The sequence below is a fragment of the Mycobacterium sp. smrl_JER01 genome (genome assembly GCF_048513595.2).
Taxonomy (GTDB): domain Bacteria; phylum Actinomycetota; class Actinomycetes; order Mycobacteriales; family Mycobacteriaceae; genus Mycobacterium.
The window spans coordinates 5,578,901-5,595,238 of the sequence record NZ_JBLXXK020000001.1; the positions used below are offsets into that span (position 1 = coordinate 5,578,901).

At 68.4% G+C, this 16,338-nt stretch carries 21 protein-coding genes; 13 read left to right on the forward strand and 8 right to left on the reverse strand.

The features are described 5' to 3' along the window. The first annotated feature begins 13 nt into the window (after positions 1-13). Together ACNUDN_RS26265 and ACNUDN_RS26270 are read left to right on the forward strand one after the other, a co-directional pair. Positions 14-1,345, forward strand: coding sequence for an LCP family protein (locus ACNUDN_RS26265; RefSeq protein ID WP_419124616.1), 1,332 nt, complete (start codon positions 14-16; stop codon positions 1,343-1,345). Positions 1,346-1,472: 127 nt separating this feature from the next. Then, the gene (locus tag ACNUDN_RS26270) at positions 1,473-2,027 is read left to right on the forward strand and encodes a ferritin (protein ID WP_419124617.1); all 555 of its coding nucleotides are present in this window, start codon (positions 1,473-1,475) and stop codon (positions 2,025-2,027) included. Between the two features lie 22 nt (positions 2,028-2,049). Here ACNUDN_RS26270 and ACNUDN_RS26275 read toward each other — a convergent pair whose 3' ends face one another. From ACNUDN_RS26275 to ACNUDN_RS26285, 3 genes are read right to left on the reverse strand one after another with little or no spacing between them, the layout of a single operon-like run. Further along, positions 2,050-2,871: a glycerophosphodiester phosphodiesterase gene (locus ACNUDN_RS26275; RefSeq protein WP_419124618.1), complete on the reverse strand. Its 822-nt coding sequence runs from the start codon at positions 2,869-2,871 to the stop codon at positions 2,050-2,052. A gap of 5 nt (positions 2,872-2,876) precedes the next feature. Continuing rightward, positions 2,877-3,881, reverse strand: a complete 1,005-nt coding sequence (locus ACNUDN_RS26280; protein ID WP_419124619.1) for a DUF4328 domain-containing protein — start codon at positions 3,879-3,881, stop codon at positions 2,877-2,879. Between the two features lie 14 nt (positions 3,882-3,895). Then, a complete protein-coding gene (locus ACNUDN_RS26285) occupies positions 3,896-4,237 on the reverse strand; it encodes a rhodanese-like domain-containing protein (protein WP_419124620.1) in 342 nt (113 codons plus the stop codon). A gap of 392 nt (positions 4,238-4,629) precedes the next feature. Between ACNUDN_RS26285 and ACNUDN_RS26290 the strand changes: the two genes are divergently transcribed. Then, complete coding sequence (locus ACNUDN_RS26290; RefSeq protein WP_419124621.1) at positions 4,630-4,788, forward strand: hypothetical protein; 159 nt, start codon at positions 4,630-4,632, stop codon at positions 4,786-4,788. A 24-nt stretch (positions 4,789-4,812) separates the two neighbouring features. Here ACNUDN_RS26290 and ACNUDN_RS26295 read toward each other — a convergent pair whose 3' ends face one another. Next, a complete protein-coding gene (locus tag ACNUDN_RS26295; protein ID WP_419124622.1) occupies positions 4,813-5,199 on the reverse strand; it encodes a S26 family signal peptidase in 387 nt (128 codons plus the stop codon). 22 nt (positions 5,200-5,221) lie between these two features. Here ACNUDN_RS26295 and sodN point away from each other — a divergent pair, with 22 nt between their 5' ends. From sodN to ACNUDN_RS26310, 3 genes are all read left to right on the forward strand, one after another. Next, a complete protein-coding gene (sodN, locus tag ACNUDN_RS26300; protein WP_419124623.1) occupies positions 5,222-5,656 on the forward strand; it encodes a superoxide dismutase, Ni in 435 nt (144 codons plus the stop codon). Between the two features lie 225 nt (positions 5,657-5,881). Further along, the gene (locus ACNUDN_RS26305) at positions 5,882-6,415 is read left to right on the forward strand and encodes a peptidase (protein ID WP_419124624.1); all 534 of its coding nucleotides are present in this window, start codon (positions 5,882-5,884) and stop codon (positions 6,413-6,415) included. A 502-nt stretch (positions 6,416-6,917) separates the two neighbouring features. Continuing rightward, a complete protein-coding gene (locus ACNUDN_RS26310; RefSeq protein ID WP_419124625.1) occupies positions 6,918-7,316 on the forward strand; it encodes a transcriptional regulator in 399 nt (132 codons plus the stop codon). Between the two features lie 33 nt (positions 7,317-7,349). Here ACNUDN_RS26310 and ACNUDN_RS26315 read toward each other — a convergent pair whose 3' ends face one another. From ACNUDN_RS26315 to ACNUDN_RS26325, 3 genes are all read right to left on the reverse strand, one after another. After that, positions 7,350-8,576 (reverse strand): hypothetical protein, encoded by a 1,227-nt coding sequence (locus ACNUDN_RS26315; RefSeq protein ID WP_419124626.1) that lies wholly within the window; start codon positions 8,574-8,576, stop codon positions 7,350-7,352. Then, positions 8,573-9,064, reverse strand: a complete 492-nt coding sequence (locus ACNUDN_RS26320) for an ImmA/IrrE family metallo-endopeptidase (RefSeq protein WP_419124627.1) — start codon at positions 9,062-9,064, stop codon at positions 8,573-8,575. The genes ACNUDN_RS26315 and ACNUDN_RS26320 overlap by 4 nt, the downstream gene beginning before the upstream one ends. A gap of 62 nt (positions 9,065-9,126) precedes the next feature. Then, positions 9,127-10,083 carry a hypothetical protein gene (locus ACNUDN_RS26325; protein WP_419124628.1) on the reverse strand — a complete coding sequence of 319 codons (957 nt, stop codon included), beginning with the start codon at positions 10,081-10,083 and terminating at the stop codon, positions 9,127-9,129. Positions 10,084-10,292: 209 nt separating this feature from the next. Here ACNUDN_RS26325 and ACNUDN_RS26330 point away from each other — a divergent pair, with 209 nt between their 5' ends. The 7 genes from ACNUDN_RS26330 to rraA all read left to right on the forward strand — a co-directional run bounded on the left by ACNUDN_RS26330 (position 10,293) and on the right by rraA (position 14,857). Continuing rightward, positions 10,293-10,949 (forward strand): DUF6474 family protein, encoded by a 657-nt coding sequence (locus ACNUDN_RS26330; protein ID WP_419124629.1) that lies wholly within the window; start codon positions 10,293-10,295, stop codon positions 10,947-10,949. A gap of 4 nt (positions 10,950-10,953) precedes the next feature. Further along, positions 10,954-11,466 (forward strand): hypothetical protein, encoded by a 513-nt coding sequence (locus tag ACNUDN_RS26335; protein ID WP_419124630.1) that lies wholly within the window; start codon positions 10,954-10,956, stop codon positions 11,464-11,466. A gap of 38 nt (positions 11,467-11,504) precedes the next feature. Continuing rightward, the gene (locus ACNUDN_RS26340; RefSeq protein ID WP_419124631.1) at positions 11,505-12,062 is read left to right on the forward strand and encodes a copper resistance CopC family protein; all 558 of its coding nucleotides are present in this window, start codon (positions 11,505-11,507) and stop codon (positions 12,060-12,062) included. After that, a complete protein-coding gene (locus ACNUDN_RS26345) occupies positions 12,059-12,982 on the forward strand; it encodes a CopD family protein (protein WP_419124632.1) in 924 nt (307 codons plus the stop codon). Before ACNUDN_RS26340 ends, ACNUDN_RS26345 begins: the two co-directional genes overlap by 4 nt. A gap of 64 nt (positions 12,983-13,046) precedes the next feature. Beyond that, the gene (locus ACNUDN_RS26350; protein WP_419124633.1) at positions 13,047-13,553 is read left to right on the forward strand and encodes a hypothetical protein; all 507 of its coding nucleotides are present in this window, start codon (positions 13,047-13,049) and stop codon (positions 13,551-13,553) included. Between the two features lie 47 nt (positions 13,554-13,600). After that, positions 13,601-14,362: a MerR family transcriptional regulator gene (locus ACNUDN_RS26355; RefSeq protein WP_419124634.1), complete on the forward strand. Its 762-nt coding sequence runs from the start codon at positions 13,601-13,603 to the stop codon at positions 14,360-14,362. A 12-nt stretch (positions 14,363-14,374) separates the two neighbouring features. Then, a complete protein-coding gene (rraA, locus tag ACNUDN_RS26360) occupies positions 14,375-14,857 on the forward strand; it encodes a ribonuclease E activity regulator RraA (protein ID WP_419124635.1) in 483 nt (160 codons plus the stop codon). Here rraA and ACNUDN_RS26365 read toward each other — a convergent pair whose 3' ends face one another. Continuing rightward, the gene (locus ACNUDN_RS26365) at positions 14,858-16,333 is read right to left on the reverse strand and encodes a flavin-containing monooxygenase (RefSeq protein ID WP_419124636.1); all 1,476 of its coding nucleotides are present in this window, start codon (positions 16,331-16,333) and stop codon (positions 14,858-14,860) included. It lies immediately after the preceding gene. Between the last annotated feature and the right edge of the window lie 5 nt (positions 16,334-16,338).

Sequence of the window (16,338 nt, forward strand, 5' to 3'; positions counted from 1 at the left end):
CGCGTACATTCTTGTGGTGACCGACAAGCGGCCGCCTTTCCCGGGGCCGGTTCCGCCGCCTCCTCCGCGAGGCGAGCCCGGGCGCCGTGAGCCGGCGCAGGTGATCCGCCGCGACCCGAACTACCGTCCCGCGTGGCCACCCAATCCGCCCACCCCGGCGCGCAGACCGGCGCCGCCGGCGGCCGGCCGCCCTGCGCCCCCGCCACCGCCGCCGCGGCGACCGCCGGCCGCGGGCCCTCCCCCGCACCCTGCACCGAGGGCCGCCGCGCCCGGGCGCCCGGTTCCGAGAACTCCCACGCCCCCGCCCCGGCAGCCCTCCACCCGGCCACGCCGACCGGTGCCGGCACCGCCCCCACCGCCGGCGGCCCGGCGGACCAGACCCGGGCGGGTCCGCCGTGTCACCCGGGTCGTACTGGTGATCGCCATGCTGCTCGCGGTGAGTACCGTCGCGGCCGGGGTGTGGATCGATTCGGCGTTGACCCGCATCCCGGCCCTGTCGAACTATCCCGACCGCCCGGGCCCGGGCAGCGGTACGAACTGGCTGCTGGTCGGCTCCGACGGCCGCGACACCCTGACACCGGAACAGCAGGCCGAACTCACCACCGGCGGTGACCTAGGAGCCAGCCGCACCGACACGATCCTCGTCGTGCATCTGCCCGGTCTCGGTTCGAGCACACCTGCCACCATGGTGTCCCTGCCCCGCGACTCCTATGTCTCGATCCCCGAGTACGGCAGCGACAAGATCAACGCGGCGTTCTCGGTGGGAGGTCCGCAGCTGCTCGTCCGCACGGTCGAGCTGGCCACCGGTCTGCGGATCGACCACTATGCCGAGATCGGCTTCGGAGGGTTCGCCGGCCTGGTCGATGCGGTCGGTGGCGTGACGATCTGTCCCGAAGCGGCGATCAGCGACCCGCTGGCGGGCATCGATCTACCCGCCGGCTGCCAGCGCGTCGACGGACGCTCGGCGCTGGGATATGTCCGGACCCGCGCGACGCCGCGCGCCGATTTGGACCGCATGGTCAACCAGCGGCAGTTCATGACCGCCCTGGTCGACCGTGCCACCAGCCCCGGGGTCCTGCTCAACCCGCTGCGCTGGGTGCCGATGGCGCGAGCGGCAGCAGACACCGTGACGGTCGACGACGGCGACCACATCTGGGACCTGATCCGCCTGGCGTGGGCGGTGCGCGGCGGACTCACCAACGTGACGGTGCCGATCGGTGAGTTCACCGAGAACGGAGCCGGTTCCATCGTGGTGTGGGACAGCCAAGCCGCACAACGGCTGTTCACCGCCCTGGCGTCGGACACACCGGTACCGCAGGACGTCCTCGAGGCCGGTCAACCGTAATAGCAGCAAATATTGTGTAGCGCGTCACACTACCTACCCTTAGTTAGGAAATCCTGACCTTGGTACAGTTCACCGGTAAGGTTCACCTTCGCTGAAAAGGCACTCTGAACTGCGATATTATCGTCGCATGACAACCACCGGCGCCTTCGACGCACTCGACACCAAGTTCCACAACCTGCTCAACGACCAGGTGCGCAGCGAACTCGGAGCAGCGCAGCAGTACTTGGCCATCGCGGTGTACTTCGACACCTCGGATCTACCGCAACTGGCCAAGCTCTTCTATCGCCAGTCGGTGGAGGAGCGCAATCATGCCCTGATGCTCGTGCAGTACCTGATGGACCGCGACGTTCCCACCGAGATCCCGGCGGTCGACCCGGTCCAAAACGCGTTCGAGACTCCCCGCGACGCCCTCGCGCTGGCCCTGGATCTGGAGCGTTCCGTCACCGAGCAGATCAGCCGGCTGGCCGGCACCGCGCGCGACGAGGGCGACTACCTGGGCGAGCAGTTCATCCAGTGGTTCCTCAAGGAACAGGTCGAGGAGGTGGCGCTGATGACCACCCTGGTACGCATCGCCGACCGCGCCGGTGCGGACCTGTTCCACCTGGAGGACTACGTCGCCCGGGAGGTCACCGCCTCATCGGCCGATCCGACGGCACCCAAGGTGGCCGGCGGCGCTCTCTAGCTCCGGAACCCAGCTCCGGAACTCAGTCGCGCTCGGCCCCGGTCAGCCCGTTCTGCAGCCAGCCCTTGGTGCGGCCGGGGTGGTTCGTGGCGATCCAGGCCACGCCCACGTCTCGGCAGTACTGGACGTCCTCGTAGTGGTCGACGGTCCAGCAGTACAGTGCGCGGCCCTGCGCAGCAGCCCGGTCGACCAATTCCGGATGTTCGCGCAGGGTCGCGATCGACGGTCCCACCGCGGTGGCCCCCACCGTGGTGGCCGCACTGCCGCCGAGGAAGCGGGAGGTCTCGCCGAGCAACACCGTCGGCAGCAGCGGCGCCGCACGCCGGATACGCCACACCGCCGCCGCCGAGAACGACATCACGACGGCGCGCGACAGATCCGCCGACGCGGGCGCCGCGATGCCGTAGCGGTGCAGCAGGGCGAGCAGCTTGCTCTCCACCAACGCTCCGTAACGGACCGGGTGCTTCGTCTCGATGAACATCTTCACCGGCCGATTCCAGTCCAGAACCAGTGTGACCAGGTCGTCCAGCGTGAGCAGGCCGGTGTGCCCGTGGCTGCCGTCCGCCCGCCAGCTCGGATGCCAAGAACCGAAATCGAGGTCGCGCAGCTGCGCCAGTGTCATTTCGCTGACCAGTCCGCTTCCGGTCGACGTACGGTCGAGTCGGCGGTCGTGCACGCAGACGAGATGTCCGTCCCGGGTGAGACGGACGTCGCACTCGACAGCGTCGGCGCCCTCGCGCAGCGCCAGATCGTAGGCCGCCAACGTGTGCTCCGGTCGATCTGCCGAGGCACCGCGGTGGGCCACCACGAACGGGTGGCCGCCCAACGTCGCGCCGGAGCTCATATCGCCTATGCTGCCGGGTTCTCCCCGCTGCTCTCAACTGCACGCGCAGGTTCGCCAGTATCGGATTGGTGGGTAGCTACCTCGACCGTCACCCAGCGCCGCGACGGCTGCTCCACCGGTTGGCGCTCGAAACCCAGGAAAACCCGCAGTGCAGACACCAATGCGCCGGCCGCGAACAGGTAGGCGACGATGGTGGTCACCGTGTTGTCGGCAATGCCTTGCGCGTCGACGGTGAAACTCGTCGCGAAAGCGAACACCGACACCGCGGTGCTCGCCGCCCACAACAACCACCACACCACGATCGGTCGGTGCAACCACCGCAGCCGGTCCTCGGTATCGGCGAGTTCGATGACGTAGACCGGCGCGAGCAGCAGATTCACGAACGGGGTCAGGCAGCCGAGCCGCAAGGACAACCCCGACCGCGGCTCCTGCTGGCCCCGATGGGTGAACGCGGCGGCCCGGCGTGCGATCAGCCAGTTCATCAGCACCACGACGGCCGCGACGGTCATGAACACCGCGACGACACTCACCGCGATTCCGCCCCAGGTGGCCGCGGCGGCGACCCACGGGTTCAGCAGTACCGAGCGGTTGATGATCAGCAACACGTAGCGCACCAGGTGGACGAACGCCGCGGCGCCCAGTACCGCCACGGTGGCAAGCAGGGTCAGGCGCACCACTTCCGGCGAGGGACCCCTGCGCTGAACCGCGGGCTCGGCCGGGGCCTCGAAATGTTCCACCAGACCCCAGCGGGGGACGGTGGGATACCGCGGTGTGGGGCCCAGTTCCCGGCGCTGCCGGCGCGGATGGGGCGGTGCCCCCGGACGCACCGCCACCCACCGGTAGCCCGACGGCGGCCGCTGCCCGCGCGTCGCTTCCTGCCGTGCGTCCCATCCCTGGCCGGCAGCGTGGCCCGACGGTGCGAGCAGCGTGCCGCGGCACCGTGGGCACCACACCCGCTGACGGTCGCGCACGTTCCACCGCGTCCCGCACTGGGAACACACTTGGATCATCGGACCAGAGTAGGTCAGACCGTGCCGGCTGATCCGCCGTCGGTGACCACCGGGCGTCCGGCTCCGACCCAGGCCAGCATGCCGCCGCTGACATTGATCGGTTCGTACCCGTTACGTGCCAGGTATTGCGCGACCCGCTGCGACCGGCCTCCGGCATGGCACACCACGAACAGTCGGGCCTCGGTGTCGATCTCGGCCATCCGGGCCGGTACGTCTCCCATCGGGATGTGCTGCGCACCCGGAGCATGTCCCCGCTGCCACTCGTCGTCCTCGCGGACGTCGAGCAGGACCACGGTCTCGTCGAAGTCGACCGGAACGTCGCCGATCGGCGCCTGGGGCACGTCGGTGTCATCCATGACCACATGCTGACACGGCCGGTGGCGGGCAGGCCACGTCGGGGCCGACAGCAATACGGACCGTCCCGCGGCGCTATCCACAGTTTCCACAGGTTCATCCACAGGCCCGGTGCGCCGACCGACCACCGTGGGCGCGCACATCGCCATGATCAGGCGCTACGGCTGTGGATAACCCGCCGGCCGCGGTGTGCGGTGATCAACAGGATTCGATCGCTCTGAGCGAAATAGCTCGCTGCCCTAAGTAGATCGGTGCGCCAGCCCGGCGCATCGGCGTCGATTTTTGCCAGCCGCGGGGCTAGCGTTATGATCGCCGTCACATCACGAAACGTGTGACTGATCTCACGGAACAGTGAGCTGGGGGAGGTATTCAGCGTGCAGGTGAGGAGCATCTGATGGCGTCGTCTTCGATGGGCTCGGGGTCGGCCTTCCCGCCGTCTGAGTGGCAGACCTCCGCGCGCATCTACACCCGCAGCCAGCTGATGGCGTGCCTGCGGGCCGGGCTGATCGCCCTCGTGCTGCTGGGGATCCTCGCCCTGATCGTGCTCTACTAGCGTCGTTCGCGGCGCACCCGACCGTCACGGCGCGGTGTCGGGGTGCGGTCGTCGAGAGTCGTCGCGGACCGTGCACACCACGCGGTACGAATCCGCGGCGGGCACAAAGCCGAACGTCCGCGAGTCGGTCACCCCGGCCGCGGCGGCGTTGTCCGACAGTGCCTCGAACTGCACGCCGGCCCCGTCATCACGGACTCTGCCGACGCGTTTCACCAGATACCGTGAGCGGCGCGTGGGATCGGGAAAGACCCTCAGCTGACCCGTTTTCGGCGTGCCGCCACGCACCGCGACGAGTCCGTCCCCGGGCTGCAGAGTGGGTCGCATCGAGTCCTCGACGACGACGAAACGGCGCAGCGGCCACCGAAACGGGGCGGCCCGCGGCGCCCGGTTACGCGGCTGGTTACGCGGCATCGCCTAAGGGTAAGTTAGGGCCATGCTGCATCGACTTTTCGATTCCGTGTTTTCCCATGCCACCCCGGCGCACGCCCACTGCGATTTGTACTGCGGTGTCTACGACCCGGCGCAGGCCAAGATCGAGGCGTTGTCGTGCCTCAAGACGATCCAGAAGTACCACGACACCGACGACGAGCATTTCAAGGCCCGCGCGATCATCATCAAGGAGCGTCAGGCCGAGGAAGTCAAGCATCACCTGATGGTGTTGTGGGCCGACTTCTTCACCAAGGACCACTTCGAGCAGTTCCCGAACCTGCATCAGCTGTTCTGGGACGGCGTGCACGGTGCCGGCGACGTGAAGAAGTCGCTGGACGCAGCCGTGGCCGAGAAGCTGCTCAAGACCATCGACGAGATCTCGGACATCTTCTGGCAGACCGACAAGGGCAAGCAGATGGGCGTCTACCCACCCGCCTGACGGTCACTTACCCGCTACGCCGCCCGGCTCGGTCTCGGACCGAGCCGGGCTTTTGTTGTTCTGCCGGCACGGGCACGGTCTCCTTCCCGCTGGCCATCTCCGAAGTTCCCGTGGGACTTTCGCAACTGGCAGTCGTGTCCACTTGCGTGCCAACGGGTGTGTCCCGCATTCTGGGCGGATCGACCCACGGGTGTGTCGGGCAAAGGTCTGATGCCAGGAGGCGGTGTGGATTTCGGATCCGGGCGGGCGATCGAGATCGCCCCGTTTCATTCGCGCGGTGCTCTCAAGGGGTTCGTTGTGTCGGGCCGGTGGCCCGATTCCACCAAGGAGTGGGCGCAACTGCTCATGGTCGCGGTCCGTGTCGCTTCCATGCCCGGGCTGTTGTCCACCACAACCATCTTCGGTGTCCGCGAGGAACTGCCCGATGAGCCCGAGCCGGGGACCGTCGGGTTGGTACTCGCCGAGGGCACGGTCGTCGGTGAGGCCGCCGTGCCGCCCGGTCATTTCGCCGATCGACAACCTCCGGCGCTGATGATGCTGCATCCTCCGTCGGAGACGACTCCGTCCCTGCCCGAATGCTCCGGCGCGGCGTCGGGATGCGTGCTGCTGCCCGGCCTCCCGCACCTGGGACTGGAGCATCGTGCGGCCTGGGTGGAGGCAGAGTCCGACGGCACCGTCACCTCGATGGTGAGTCGCGTCGGGGTGGATCCGATCAGTCATCCCGATACAGCCATTCTGGCGATGCTGCTCGCCGCCTAGACCTGTTCGCACCGCATCTCCGGCCCCAAACTCACAGCATTCTTTCAGCGGACGATTCTCGGTTTGCCATTGGCTACTGACAGTTTCACCACCCGCCATCCCCTCGGCGATTACCCGTGTTTGCCGCGCCACATGGCGAGAAGCCGGTCTGAACCCCCGCCAGGGGCCCGAAACGGCAGGGCGTTCAGCAAACGCGGGAAGCCTTGCGGATGCAAACACATGTCCGTTGCCGGGGGCGGACACTGCAACTGGTGTGACCACAGCTGCCAAAGAGACGCGAGTATGCTGGCTACGGAGCCGTTAGTATTTGCTTAACCGCACCGTACTATGGCAGTACGAGATGCGAACATCGACGCCGTTCACACCAGCAGCGGCGGGCCACGATGTGGACCGGGATGACTTTTAACTGGTTTGCACTTGGTTGTGGCCTTAACTGTCGCTACGATAATCAGCAAATACGCCGCCCCGCGAACCCGCTCGCCTGTATGTGGAGGTCAACCCGATGAGCAATACGTTTGCCGCTCGCCTCAATCGCCTGTTCGACACCGTTTACCCGCCCGGACGTGGCCCGCACACGTCGGCGGAGGTGATCGCGGCCCTCAAGGCGGAGGGCGTCACCATGTCGGCGCCATACCTGTCACAGTTGCGCTCCGGCAACCGAACCAACCCGTCGGTGGCGACGATGGCGGCGCTTGCCAACTTCTTCCGGATCAAGCCGGCTTACTTCACCGACGACGAGTACTACGAGAAGCTCGACAAGGAGCTCACCCTGCTCGCCGGCATGCGGGACGAAGGGGTTCGCCGGATTGCGGCCCGGACCGTCGGGTTGTCTGCCGAGGCCAAGCAGGACATCGTCCAGAAAGTCGACGAACTGCGCCGTCGCGAAAACCTCGACGTTTAGCCACAGCCGGGAATCGGCCTCTCAGTCGGCAACTCAGTCGGGAACGGCGCCGTGGCCCGCGAGTTCCGGGACGGCGTGAGCGGTGGCGGTGGTCAACGCACGGTACTGGCGGGCAATCTCCAGGATCCACTCGCGGTCCGAGTAGGTGGACGGTTGGCGCAACCAGGCCAGACCGGGAAACGTCTCTTTCCCGTGGCCGGCTCCGCCGTCGCGCCCTCGATAGATCCACGCCGCGACCGCGGCCGCCTGATCTGCGGGAGGAACATCGGGAGCCTCCAGTTCCTCCAATTCGTTTGGTTCGGCCTGATCCGGTTCGGCCTGGTCCGGTTCGGCAGGGTCGTCTCGGTCGGTGCGCCCGGTACCGCTGCTGTCGATCGGTCGCGCCGCGCCGACGGCCGCAGTGGCCTCCAGGTAGAGCGCATCGGAGATCAACGACATCCGTTCGGCGACCCGGAAAACCAGCGGGCCTCGCGGCCGGACGCCGATGCCGACGTCGGGGTGGCGACGGCCCAGCTCCTCCAGCAGAGGGGAGATGATGTGCAGTTCCCGACGCGCCCCGAACCAGTCTTCGAGACTGGGCAGCAGCGAGCCGGCGGCCACGATGAGCATGGCACAACCGAGCAGTGTCGCGGCCGCGCCGACACCGATGAGCTCGGTCGTGCCCACCGCGCGCAGCAGGAAGAACGCCAGCGCCAACACGATCAGCACGATGCCGATGGTGAAGACGAACAGCGCGCGGCCCCGTCGGGTGCGATTGGAGTGACGCAGACCGGCCCAGACCACCAGGCTGAGCGCCAGCAGCACATACAGGATCGGCAGCAGCCAGGGTAGGGCGTTGCCGTCTGATGCCAGATTGCGTCTCAGGTACTCATCCGGCGACATCTCCGGCTGTGGTTCTGCGGCCAGGAAGACGCCAAGGCTGACGGCGGCGATCACGGCTGCCACCCCGTACTGAGCGAGGGCGATCCGTTTGGCCGTGGCGGGCGCTCTGCTCGAGGAGACCGTGGTGATCATCACGCAGCTGCCGGCCGCGCACGCGACCAGCGCCACCTGGCTGAGCCCCATAGCGATGTTGGGCCAGCGCAGCAGCGTGTCGATGAGCAGCGTCAGCGGCTGCCAGTTCAGCGCCGCGACCACCCCGAGGCTGCCCAGGGCGAGGATCATCGCTGTGCTCACCAGCGACTGCTTGTTGACCAGGGCCCACCCGATGCGCAGGCCGGTGGCCAATCCGAGGAGACCGGCGATCACCCAGACGATCAACCAAACGCCTCTCCGAGCCGAACCTGGACGATCGAGGAACGGTCGGACGGGAGCCGTCCGAGCCGATAGATCAGCAGCGCGGCGAAATCCTCGGCTTCCTGCTCGGCATCCTCACCGCTGGGACCCATACAGCCGGTGCGCTGGTTGAGCATGTAACCGATCAGATCCGAGCTTGCCAGCTCGGTGCTTTCGAGCGCCGCCTGGGCGACAGGTATGCCTTCGTGTCCGAGGACGAGGTGCCCGAGCTCGTGGGCGACGGTGCGATCCCAGGCCGGCAGACCCTGCTGGATCAGGAAGACGTCCCGGTCGGCGTACTGCCGCCACTGGCCGCACACACCCGGCGGCAGTTCGGCCGTCGCGAGTTCGATGGGCCGGCCGCGACTCTCGCTGACGGCTTCGACCAGCCGGGGCAATGAGATCTCGCCCCGCCGCGGGGCCAGGTCGAGCACGTCACTGACCGCCCGGGTGACACTGCGGCTCGCAGGCATGCGCCCTCCTTTCGATGCACTCCACTATGCGCTGCTCCGCGCGTCGGGATGGACCGATCTCCCTAGTTCATGAATCGCCCGATCCCGCTCGTTCGGATTCCTTGTCCCGCTTTGGCCTGGCGGTAACCGACGAATCCCCCCGCTCCGGTCAATACCAGAAGTCCGGCCAGCCCCGGTAGCGCCAGCGCCGCAATCTGAGGTAACCCGGCAGCGCGCAGATAATCGCCGTAACCGATGCGCTGGACCGATGCGGGAGCGGCGAACTCGGCGGCCGCGCCGGTCGGGGCGGTCCGACGCGGTGGCGGTGTACCGGCCGGACGGGGCCCACCGGGCGATCCGGCACCGGCACCGGCCGTCGCGGACCGGGGCGCCGGCGCGACACCGATCGCCGGGGCGGTGACGACGACGGGCACGCTGATCGGAGCGCCGGCACCACCCCCGGAGATGCCCACGCCGGGCACGGTGTCCAGGACGTCCGGGACCTCGGGCTCGCCCAGCGGCGGCTCGACACCCGGTCGGAAGACTCCGCCGGGCATCGGACGCGGCACCACCTCGGGCCGGCCTTCGCCGTAACCGTCGTCCGATCCGGGCCGGTCATCGATGTCCTCCGGCCACGGCCAGCCGGGTTCACAGTCCTCGTCATCGCGGGAGCAGCACGGTAGGCGGGGTTTCTCGGCTTCCTGCTCGTCGTCTGTCTCGGTCCCGGCTTCCTCGCCGTCTGCCGGGTCGGTGTCGTCTGCCGGGTCGGTCCCGGTGTCCTCGTCGTCGTCTGCCTCGGTCCCGGTCTCTTCGTCATCTGCCGGGTCGGGTGACGGCAGTCGGCCGACGTCCCGCTGCGGGTCTTCTCCGGAAGCCACCGGGCCCGACTTGCCACTGTCCGTGTGAGCCCGTTCATCGCGGCCGTCGCCGCTGGCGGCGGATCCGGAGTCGGCCCACGCGGTTGCGGTGCCGCCCGATCCGAGGAGCAGGCCGCAGGCGATCAGACAGGTTGCCGTTGCGACACGCGCACGCGAACCCACGTCTCACCACCCTTCAACGGACTGGCTCCGTCGGACCCCGAGTGCGTCGATTCTCGCACAACCGGGCTTCGCGGTTTGCTGAGAAGTTGTCCCGGATCGGTATGCGGGGCGCGGGGAGACCATCGCCGGTCGCGGGCGATAGTGTTGGTCACCGTCCCCGCCGCCCGCGCGGCGGGGTGTGCCGATGAGTGGACCGGGAGGCCGCAGGGATGAGTCTGTTCAAGCGACGCAAATCCCGCGCTACCCGGAAGGCGGAAGCCAAGGCCATCAAGGCCAAGGCCAAGCTCGAAGCCAGGCTCTCGGCCAAGAACGAGGTCCGCAGGTTCAAGGCCGAGCAGAAGGCGCAGGCACGGGCGCTCAGCGCACAGTTGAAGGCGCAGCGCGACAGTGACCGCGCAGCGCTCAGGGTTGCCGAGACACAGCTCAAGGCGGCGCGGGAGGGCAAGCTGTTCTCTCCCACCCGGGTTCGTCGGGCCCTCACGGTGTCCCGTTTGCTGGCCCCGGTGGTGATCCCGGTGGTGTACCGCGCGTCGATCTCGGCACGCGGTCTGATCGACGAGCGTCGCGCCGACAAACTGGGTGTCCCCCTGAGTCAACTCGGCCAGTTCTCCGGTCACGGCGCTGCGCTTTCGGCCCGCATAGCCGGAGCGGAGCATTCGCTGCGGCTGCTGACCGAGAAGAAGCCCAAGGACGCCGAGACCAAGCAGTTCGTCAACGCCATCACCGAACGACTGAGCGACCTGAGCGCCGCGGTCGCCGCCGCCGAGAACATGCCGTCGGCGCGACGGCGCGCCGCCCACGCCGCGATCGCCGAGCAACTCGACGGCGTCGACGCCGATCTGATGGCCCGCCTGGGCGTGGTCTGACCCGTTGTCCGAAGCACCGGCGCGACTGCGCGGCGCTGCGGCCGGTCTGCTGACCGCCGCGCTCGCTGTCGCCGCGCACGGTACCGCCGGCGGCACGGTCCCGGCCGGGGCGGCCGCGGCCGGGTTGGCGTTGGTGGCCACGATCGTGGCCGCGGTGGCTGTTTCGACGCCCCGGTCCGGCCAGGCCCCCGTCATGGCGTGTCTGTTGGGCGCCGGCCAGCTGGGCGGCCATGTCGTGTTGGCGGCGCAGGGGCACGCCCATGGCGGCGGTCCGGGATGGGCCATGGGTGCCGCGCACTCCGTCGCGGTCTTCACCGGGGCGGTGCTCATCTGCGTCGGAACCCGGTTGTGCCGCGCGGTGTCCGGGGTGCTCGGCGTCGTGCGACGACACCGGATCGGGCCGCCCCGCGCGCCCCTACGCGTCAGAATCACCGCGGTCGACCATCCGATGCGGTGGACACTTTCCCTCGCCGGCTCGATGTCGCACCGAGGACCACCGGCCGGCGCGCACCGCTGACCCAAACCTCCCGACCTCTTGAGAAAGCAAAGAACCGCATGACAGCAGTACAGCGCGCCCAACGCGCGCTCTTCCTGGTGGCGACGACGCTCGGCCTCATCGGTGGCGCACTCGGGCTCGCCGCCACTGCGGGAGCCCACGCCGCTCTGATCGCCAGCGATCCCAGCGACAATGCCGAACTGCAGCAGCCGCCGGCCGCGGTGAGCGCGACGTTCAACGAAGCGATGCAACCCCAGTTCGCGGCGATGACCGTGATCGGTCCCGACGGCACCCAATGGTCCGACGGTGACCCGACCGTCGACGGCGCGGTGATCAGCGTGGCGGTCCGGCCCGGCGGCCCGGCGGGCAATTACACGGTCAACTACCGCGCCACCTCGGCCGACGGCCATGTGGTGACCGGCTCGTGGTCCTATCGTGTCACCGTCGGCGCAGCCACCGCTCCCACCAGCCCGCCGGCACCTACCACCGCCGAGAACGGGGCCCCACCGGCGCAGGCGCAGGCATCCGACGACGGCGTGCCGGTGTGGCCGTTCGTCGCCGGAGCCACGGTCCTGGTGGCGGCCGGAGCGTTGTGGGCGGTGCGGCGCCAGTCGTGACGCGGTGGCGCGCCGCGGCGGGCGGTGCGCTCGTCACGGTGGCGGCCTGCGTCGTGGCCTGGGCGCTGGCGTATCCCGCCGCCGCGCTCGCGGTCGCGGCGGCGCGCGCACTCGCCGACGGCGCCGCGGTCGTCACGCTCGGCCTCGCCGTCGTTCCCGCGCTCGACGGTCCGCGGTACCGCGCTGCACTCGTCCGCCGGGCAGCCGGACCGTTAGTCGTGGCGTCGGCGACCTGGGTGGTGGCCGAACTGGCGCGACTGATCCTTGCCGCCGCCGAAACCGCAGGTAGCACCGTCACCGGCCTCGAACTGCACCAGTTCTGGCCGTTCCTTTCGGACACCGCGCCGGGACGGGCCGGTCTGCTCACCGTCGGCGCGGCAGCGGTGGTCTGCGCGGTCGCGGCAACGGCACGGCGTTCAGACGTTGCCCTCGTCGTCTCGGCCGGTTCGGCGTGCATCGGTGTGGTGGGGCATCCGCTCACCGGACACCTGGCCGGCAGCCCGGTCGGTGGTGTGGCCGTCGCAGCACACACCGTCGCGGCGGCGGTGTGGTGCGGAGTCCTGGCCGCGCTGGTCCTGACGGTCGATCACCGTGGACAGTGGGCCCGGGTTCTGCCGCGCTTCTCCGCGCTTTCGACTGTCTGTGTGTCAGTGCTGCTCGTCGGCGGCATCGCGGCCGGGGCAACCGTGCTGGACGCGCCGGCAGCGCTCTACGACACCGGTTACGGCCGGGTGCTCTCGGCCAAGATCGCCGTGACGGTGCTGCTCATCGCGCTGGGGTGGCGCAACCGCGCGTTCTGGTTACCCGCCGCCCGTTCCCACCGCAGCACCGCCGCGGTGTCCCGCACGCGGGCGTACACCGAGCTCGCACTGATGGCGGCCGCACTCGCCGCCGCCGCGACCCTGTCGGTGACCGGCTGAGGCCGCCCCAGGCCTGCTGGCATGATGGGGACCACTGCCGGGTCACACTCAAAGGAGCAGCGAGATGGCAGACCAGCCGGAGCGGCCAGACGAAAGTCCCGACGCCGCAACCCCGGAGCCGAAACCGGCGCCGGTGAAGAAGGCCGCCGCCAAGAAGGCCGCGCCGGCGAAGAAGGGTGCTCCGGCCAAGAAGACCCCGGCGAGCAAAACCCCGGCCAAGAAGACCCCGGCGAGGAAGGCCCCGGCCAAAAAGGCACCGGCGAAGAGAGCACCGGCCAAGGAATCCCCTGTCAACGAGGCCGCCCCCGCCGACAAGCCCGCACCGGCGCAGCCGGCCGGTCCGGTCACCCAGGCGCCTCCCGTCAAGACCGATCTTGCGGCCGCCGCCGAAGCGACTGCGGCCCAAGCGAAATCAGCGGTCGCCACGGCCAGCAACGCCGTCTCCGGCCCCGCCCCGGCCCCACCGGACAGGCCGGACTCGTCGCGGCTGCCGATCACGGTTGCCGCAATCACCGCCGTCGTGGCCCTGGTGGTCGTCTTGCTCGCCACGCGGCGCAATACCGGCGCCTGACCGAAACCGGTTGACTCTCACGTCGCGTGAGGGTTGATAGTGGTGCCATGACCACCACCCGATCTGTCGGCACCGTAGCCGACCTCACCGGGGTGTCGGTGCGCACGCTGCATCACTACGACCACATCGGCCTGGTGGTGCCCAGTGTCCGGACCGCCGCCGGCTATCGCGGGTACACCGACGCCGACATCGAACGGCTGCACGTCGTTCTCGTCTACCGCGCTGCGGGGCTGCCTCTCGACGAAATCCGCGTCCTGCTCGACGACGACACCGTCGATGTGGTGGAGCAGCTGCGGCGGCAGCACACGCTGCTGCGCCGGCAGGCCGACCGACTCAGGCACACAATCACAGCAGTGGAGGAACTGATGAACGCACATCGCGGCGGTATCCAGCTGACCGCCGAGGAACAGATCGAGGTCTTCGGATCGGTTCTGGCCCCGGGAGAGTACGCCAGGGAGTCCGAACAGCGTTGGGGCGGCACCGAGGCGTGGCGACAGTCTCAGCAGCGCAGCGCCGAGCTGACCAAGCAGGATTGGATCGAGATCAAAGCCGAGGGCGATGCGCTGCTGGCCGCGTTCGCCGACGCCAAGCGTGCCGGTGTGGCGCCGGGTTCGGCCCGCGCCGAGGAACTGCGTGTGCGGCACCAGGACTCGATCAGGCGGTTCTACGACTGCGACGACGCGATGCAACGGTGTCTTGCACAGATGTACATCGACGACGAGCGCTTCGCCCGCTATTACGACGACGCCGAACCCGGCCTGGCCGGGTTCGTCCACGACGTCATCATGGCCGGCACGAAGGCAGGCTGAGATAATGCGCCGGTGACAGTGACGCCGCGTCCCACCGCTGACCTGGTCGACGAGATCGGCCCTGACGTCCGCAGCTGCGATCTGCAGTTCCGCCAGTACGGCGGCCGGACCCAATTCGCCGGACCGATCACGACGGTGCGCTGCTTCGAGGACAACGCCCTGCTCAAGTCGGTGCTCTCGGAACCCGGCGGCGGCGGTGTGCTGGTCGTCGACGGCGACGGCTCGGTGCACACCGCCCTGGTGGGCGATGTGATCGCCGAGTTGGGCCGGTCCAACGGATGGTCCGGATTGATCGTCAACGGCGCGGTGCGGGACGCCTCGACGCTGCGCACGCTCGACATCGGCATCAAGGCCTTGGGCACCAACCCGCGCAAGAGCACCAAGACCGGCGAAGGCATCCGCGACGAAGCGGTCGAGTTCGGCGGTGTGGTGTTCAGTCCGGGCGAGATCGCCTACAGCGATGACGACGGCATCGTCGTCATCGCCGCGAGCTGATCAGGCCGAGGCCGTCACCGGGGCGGGGTGCTTGGAGAAGGCGAGCGCCTCGTCGTCGACCTTGCCGCGCCGGATCAACTGCAGGTCGAGCAGATAGTTCTGCTTGAGCCGCCACGGCGCGCGCGAGCCCGCCTTGGGCAGATAGTCCAGCGCACGCAACACGTACCCCGGCGTGAAGTCCATCAGCGGCCGCTCGTCGACGCTGCGGCCCGGGTGCCGCGGTTCGACCCGGTCGTAGGAATGGGCGTCCATGTAATTGATGACGCGACAGAAGAACTCGGACACCAGGTCGGCCTTGAGCGTCCACGAGGCGTTGGTGTAGCCGATGGTGAACGCCATGTTCGGCATGTTGGTCAGCATCATGCCCTTGTAGGCCATCGTGTCGTTGAGTTCGATGGCCTCACCATTCCGTGAGATCGTTGCACCGCCGAACAATTGGAGGTTCAAACCCGTCGCGGTGACGATGATGTCGGCATCGAGGTGCGCACCGGAAGCGAGCTGGATGCCGGTCTCGGTGAACGTGTCGATGGTGTCGGTGACGACGTCGGCCTTTCCGGCGCGGATCGTCTTGAACAGATCTCCGTTGGGCGCCAAACACACTCGTTCATCCCAGGGGTTGTAGCGCGGATTGAAATGCCGGTGCACGTCGTAACCCTCGGGCAGTCGGTGCTTGGCCATCGTCAGTAGTTGTTTACGGAACAGGTCGGGGAACTTGCGCGCGACCTGGTACTGGGCCGACTGCGCCAGGATGCTCTTCCACCGGTTGAGCACATAGGCGGCCTTGGCCGGCAGTCGCTTGTTGGTGGCCACGGTGAACGGGTCCACGTCCGGCAGCGCGGCGATGAAGGTCGGTGAGCGCTGCAGCATGGTCACGTGCGCCGCGCCCGAATTGGCAAGCGCGGGAATGAGAGTCACAGCGGTGGCGCCGCTTCCGATGACGACGATGCGCTTGCCGGCGTAGTCGAGGTCCTCTGGCCAGTGCTGCGGATGGATGACGGTGCCGGCGAAGTTGCCTGCGCCGGGAAACTCCGGTGAGTAGCCCTCGTCGTAGTTGTAGTAGCCGCTGCAGGCCATCAGGTAGCGGGTCGAGATCTCGATCTGTTCGCCGCCGCGGTCGACGCGGACAGTCCAGCGGCCGTCGGCGTCAGACCAGTCCGCGGACAACACGTTCTGCCCGTAGCGGATGTGCTTGTCGATGCCGTATTCGGCGACGGTCTCCTTGAGATAGCTCATGATGTCGGGCCCGTCGGCGATCGCCTTCTCCGAGGTCCACGGCTTGAATCTGAAGCCCAGGGTGAACATGTCGGAGTCCGACCGGATGCCCGGGTACTTGAAGAGGTCCCAGGTCCCGCCGAGGTTGTCCCGACGCTCCAGGATCACATAGCTCTTGCCCGGGCAACGATCCTGCAGGTGCCACGCGGCGCTGATGCCGGAGATCCCGGCTCCGACGATCACGACGTCGACAAATTCGGTCATGGCGT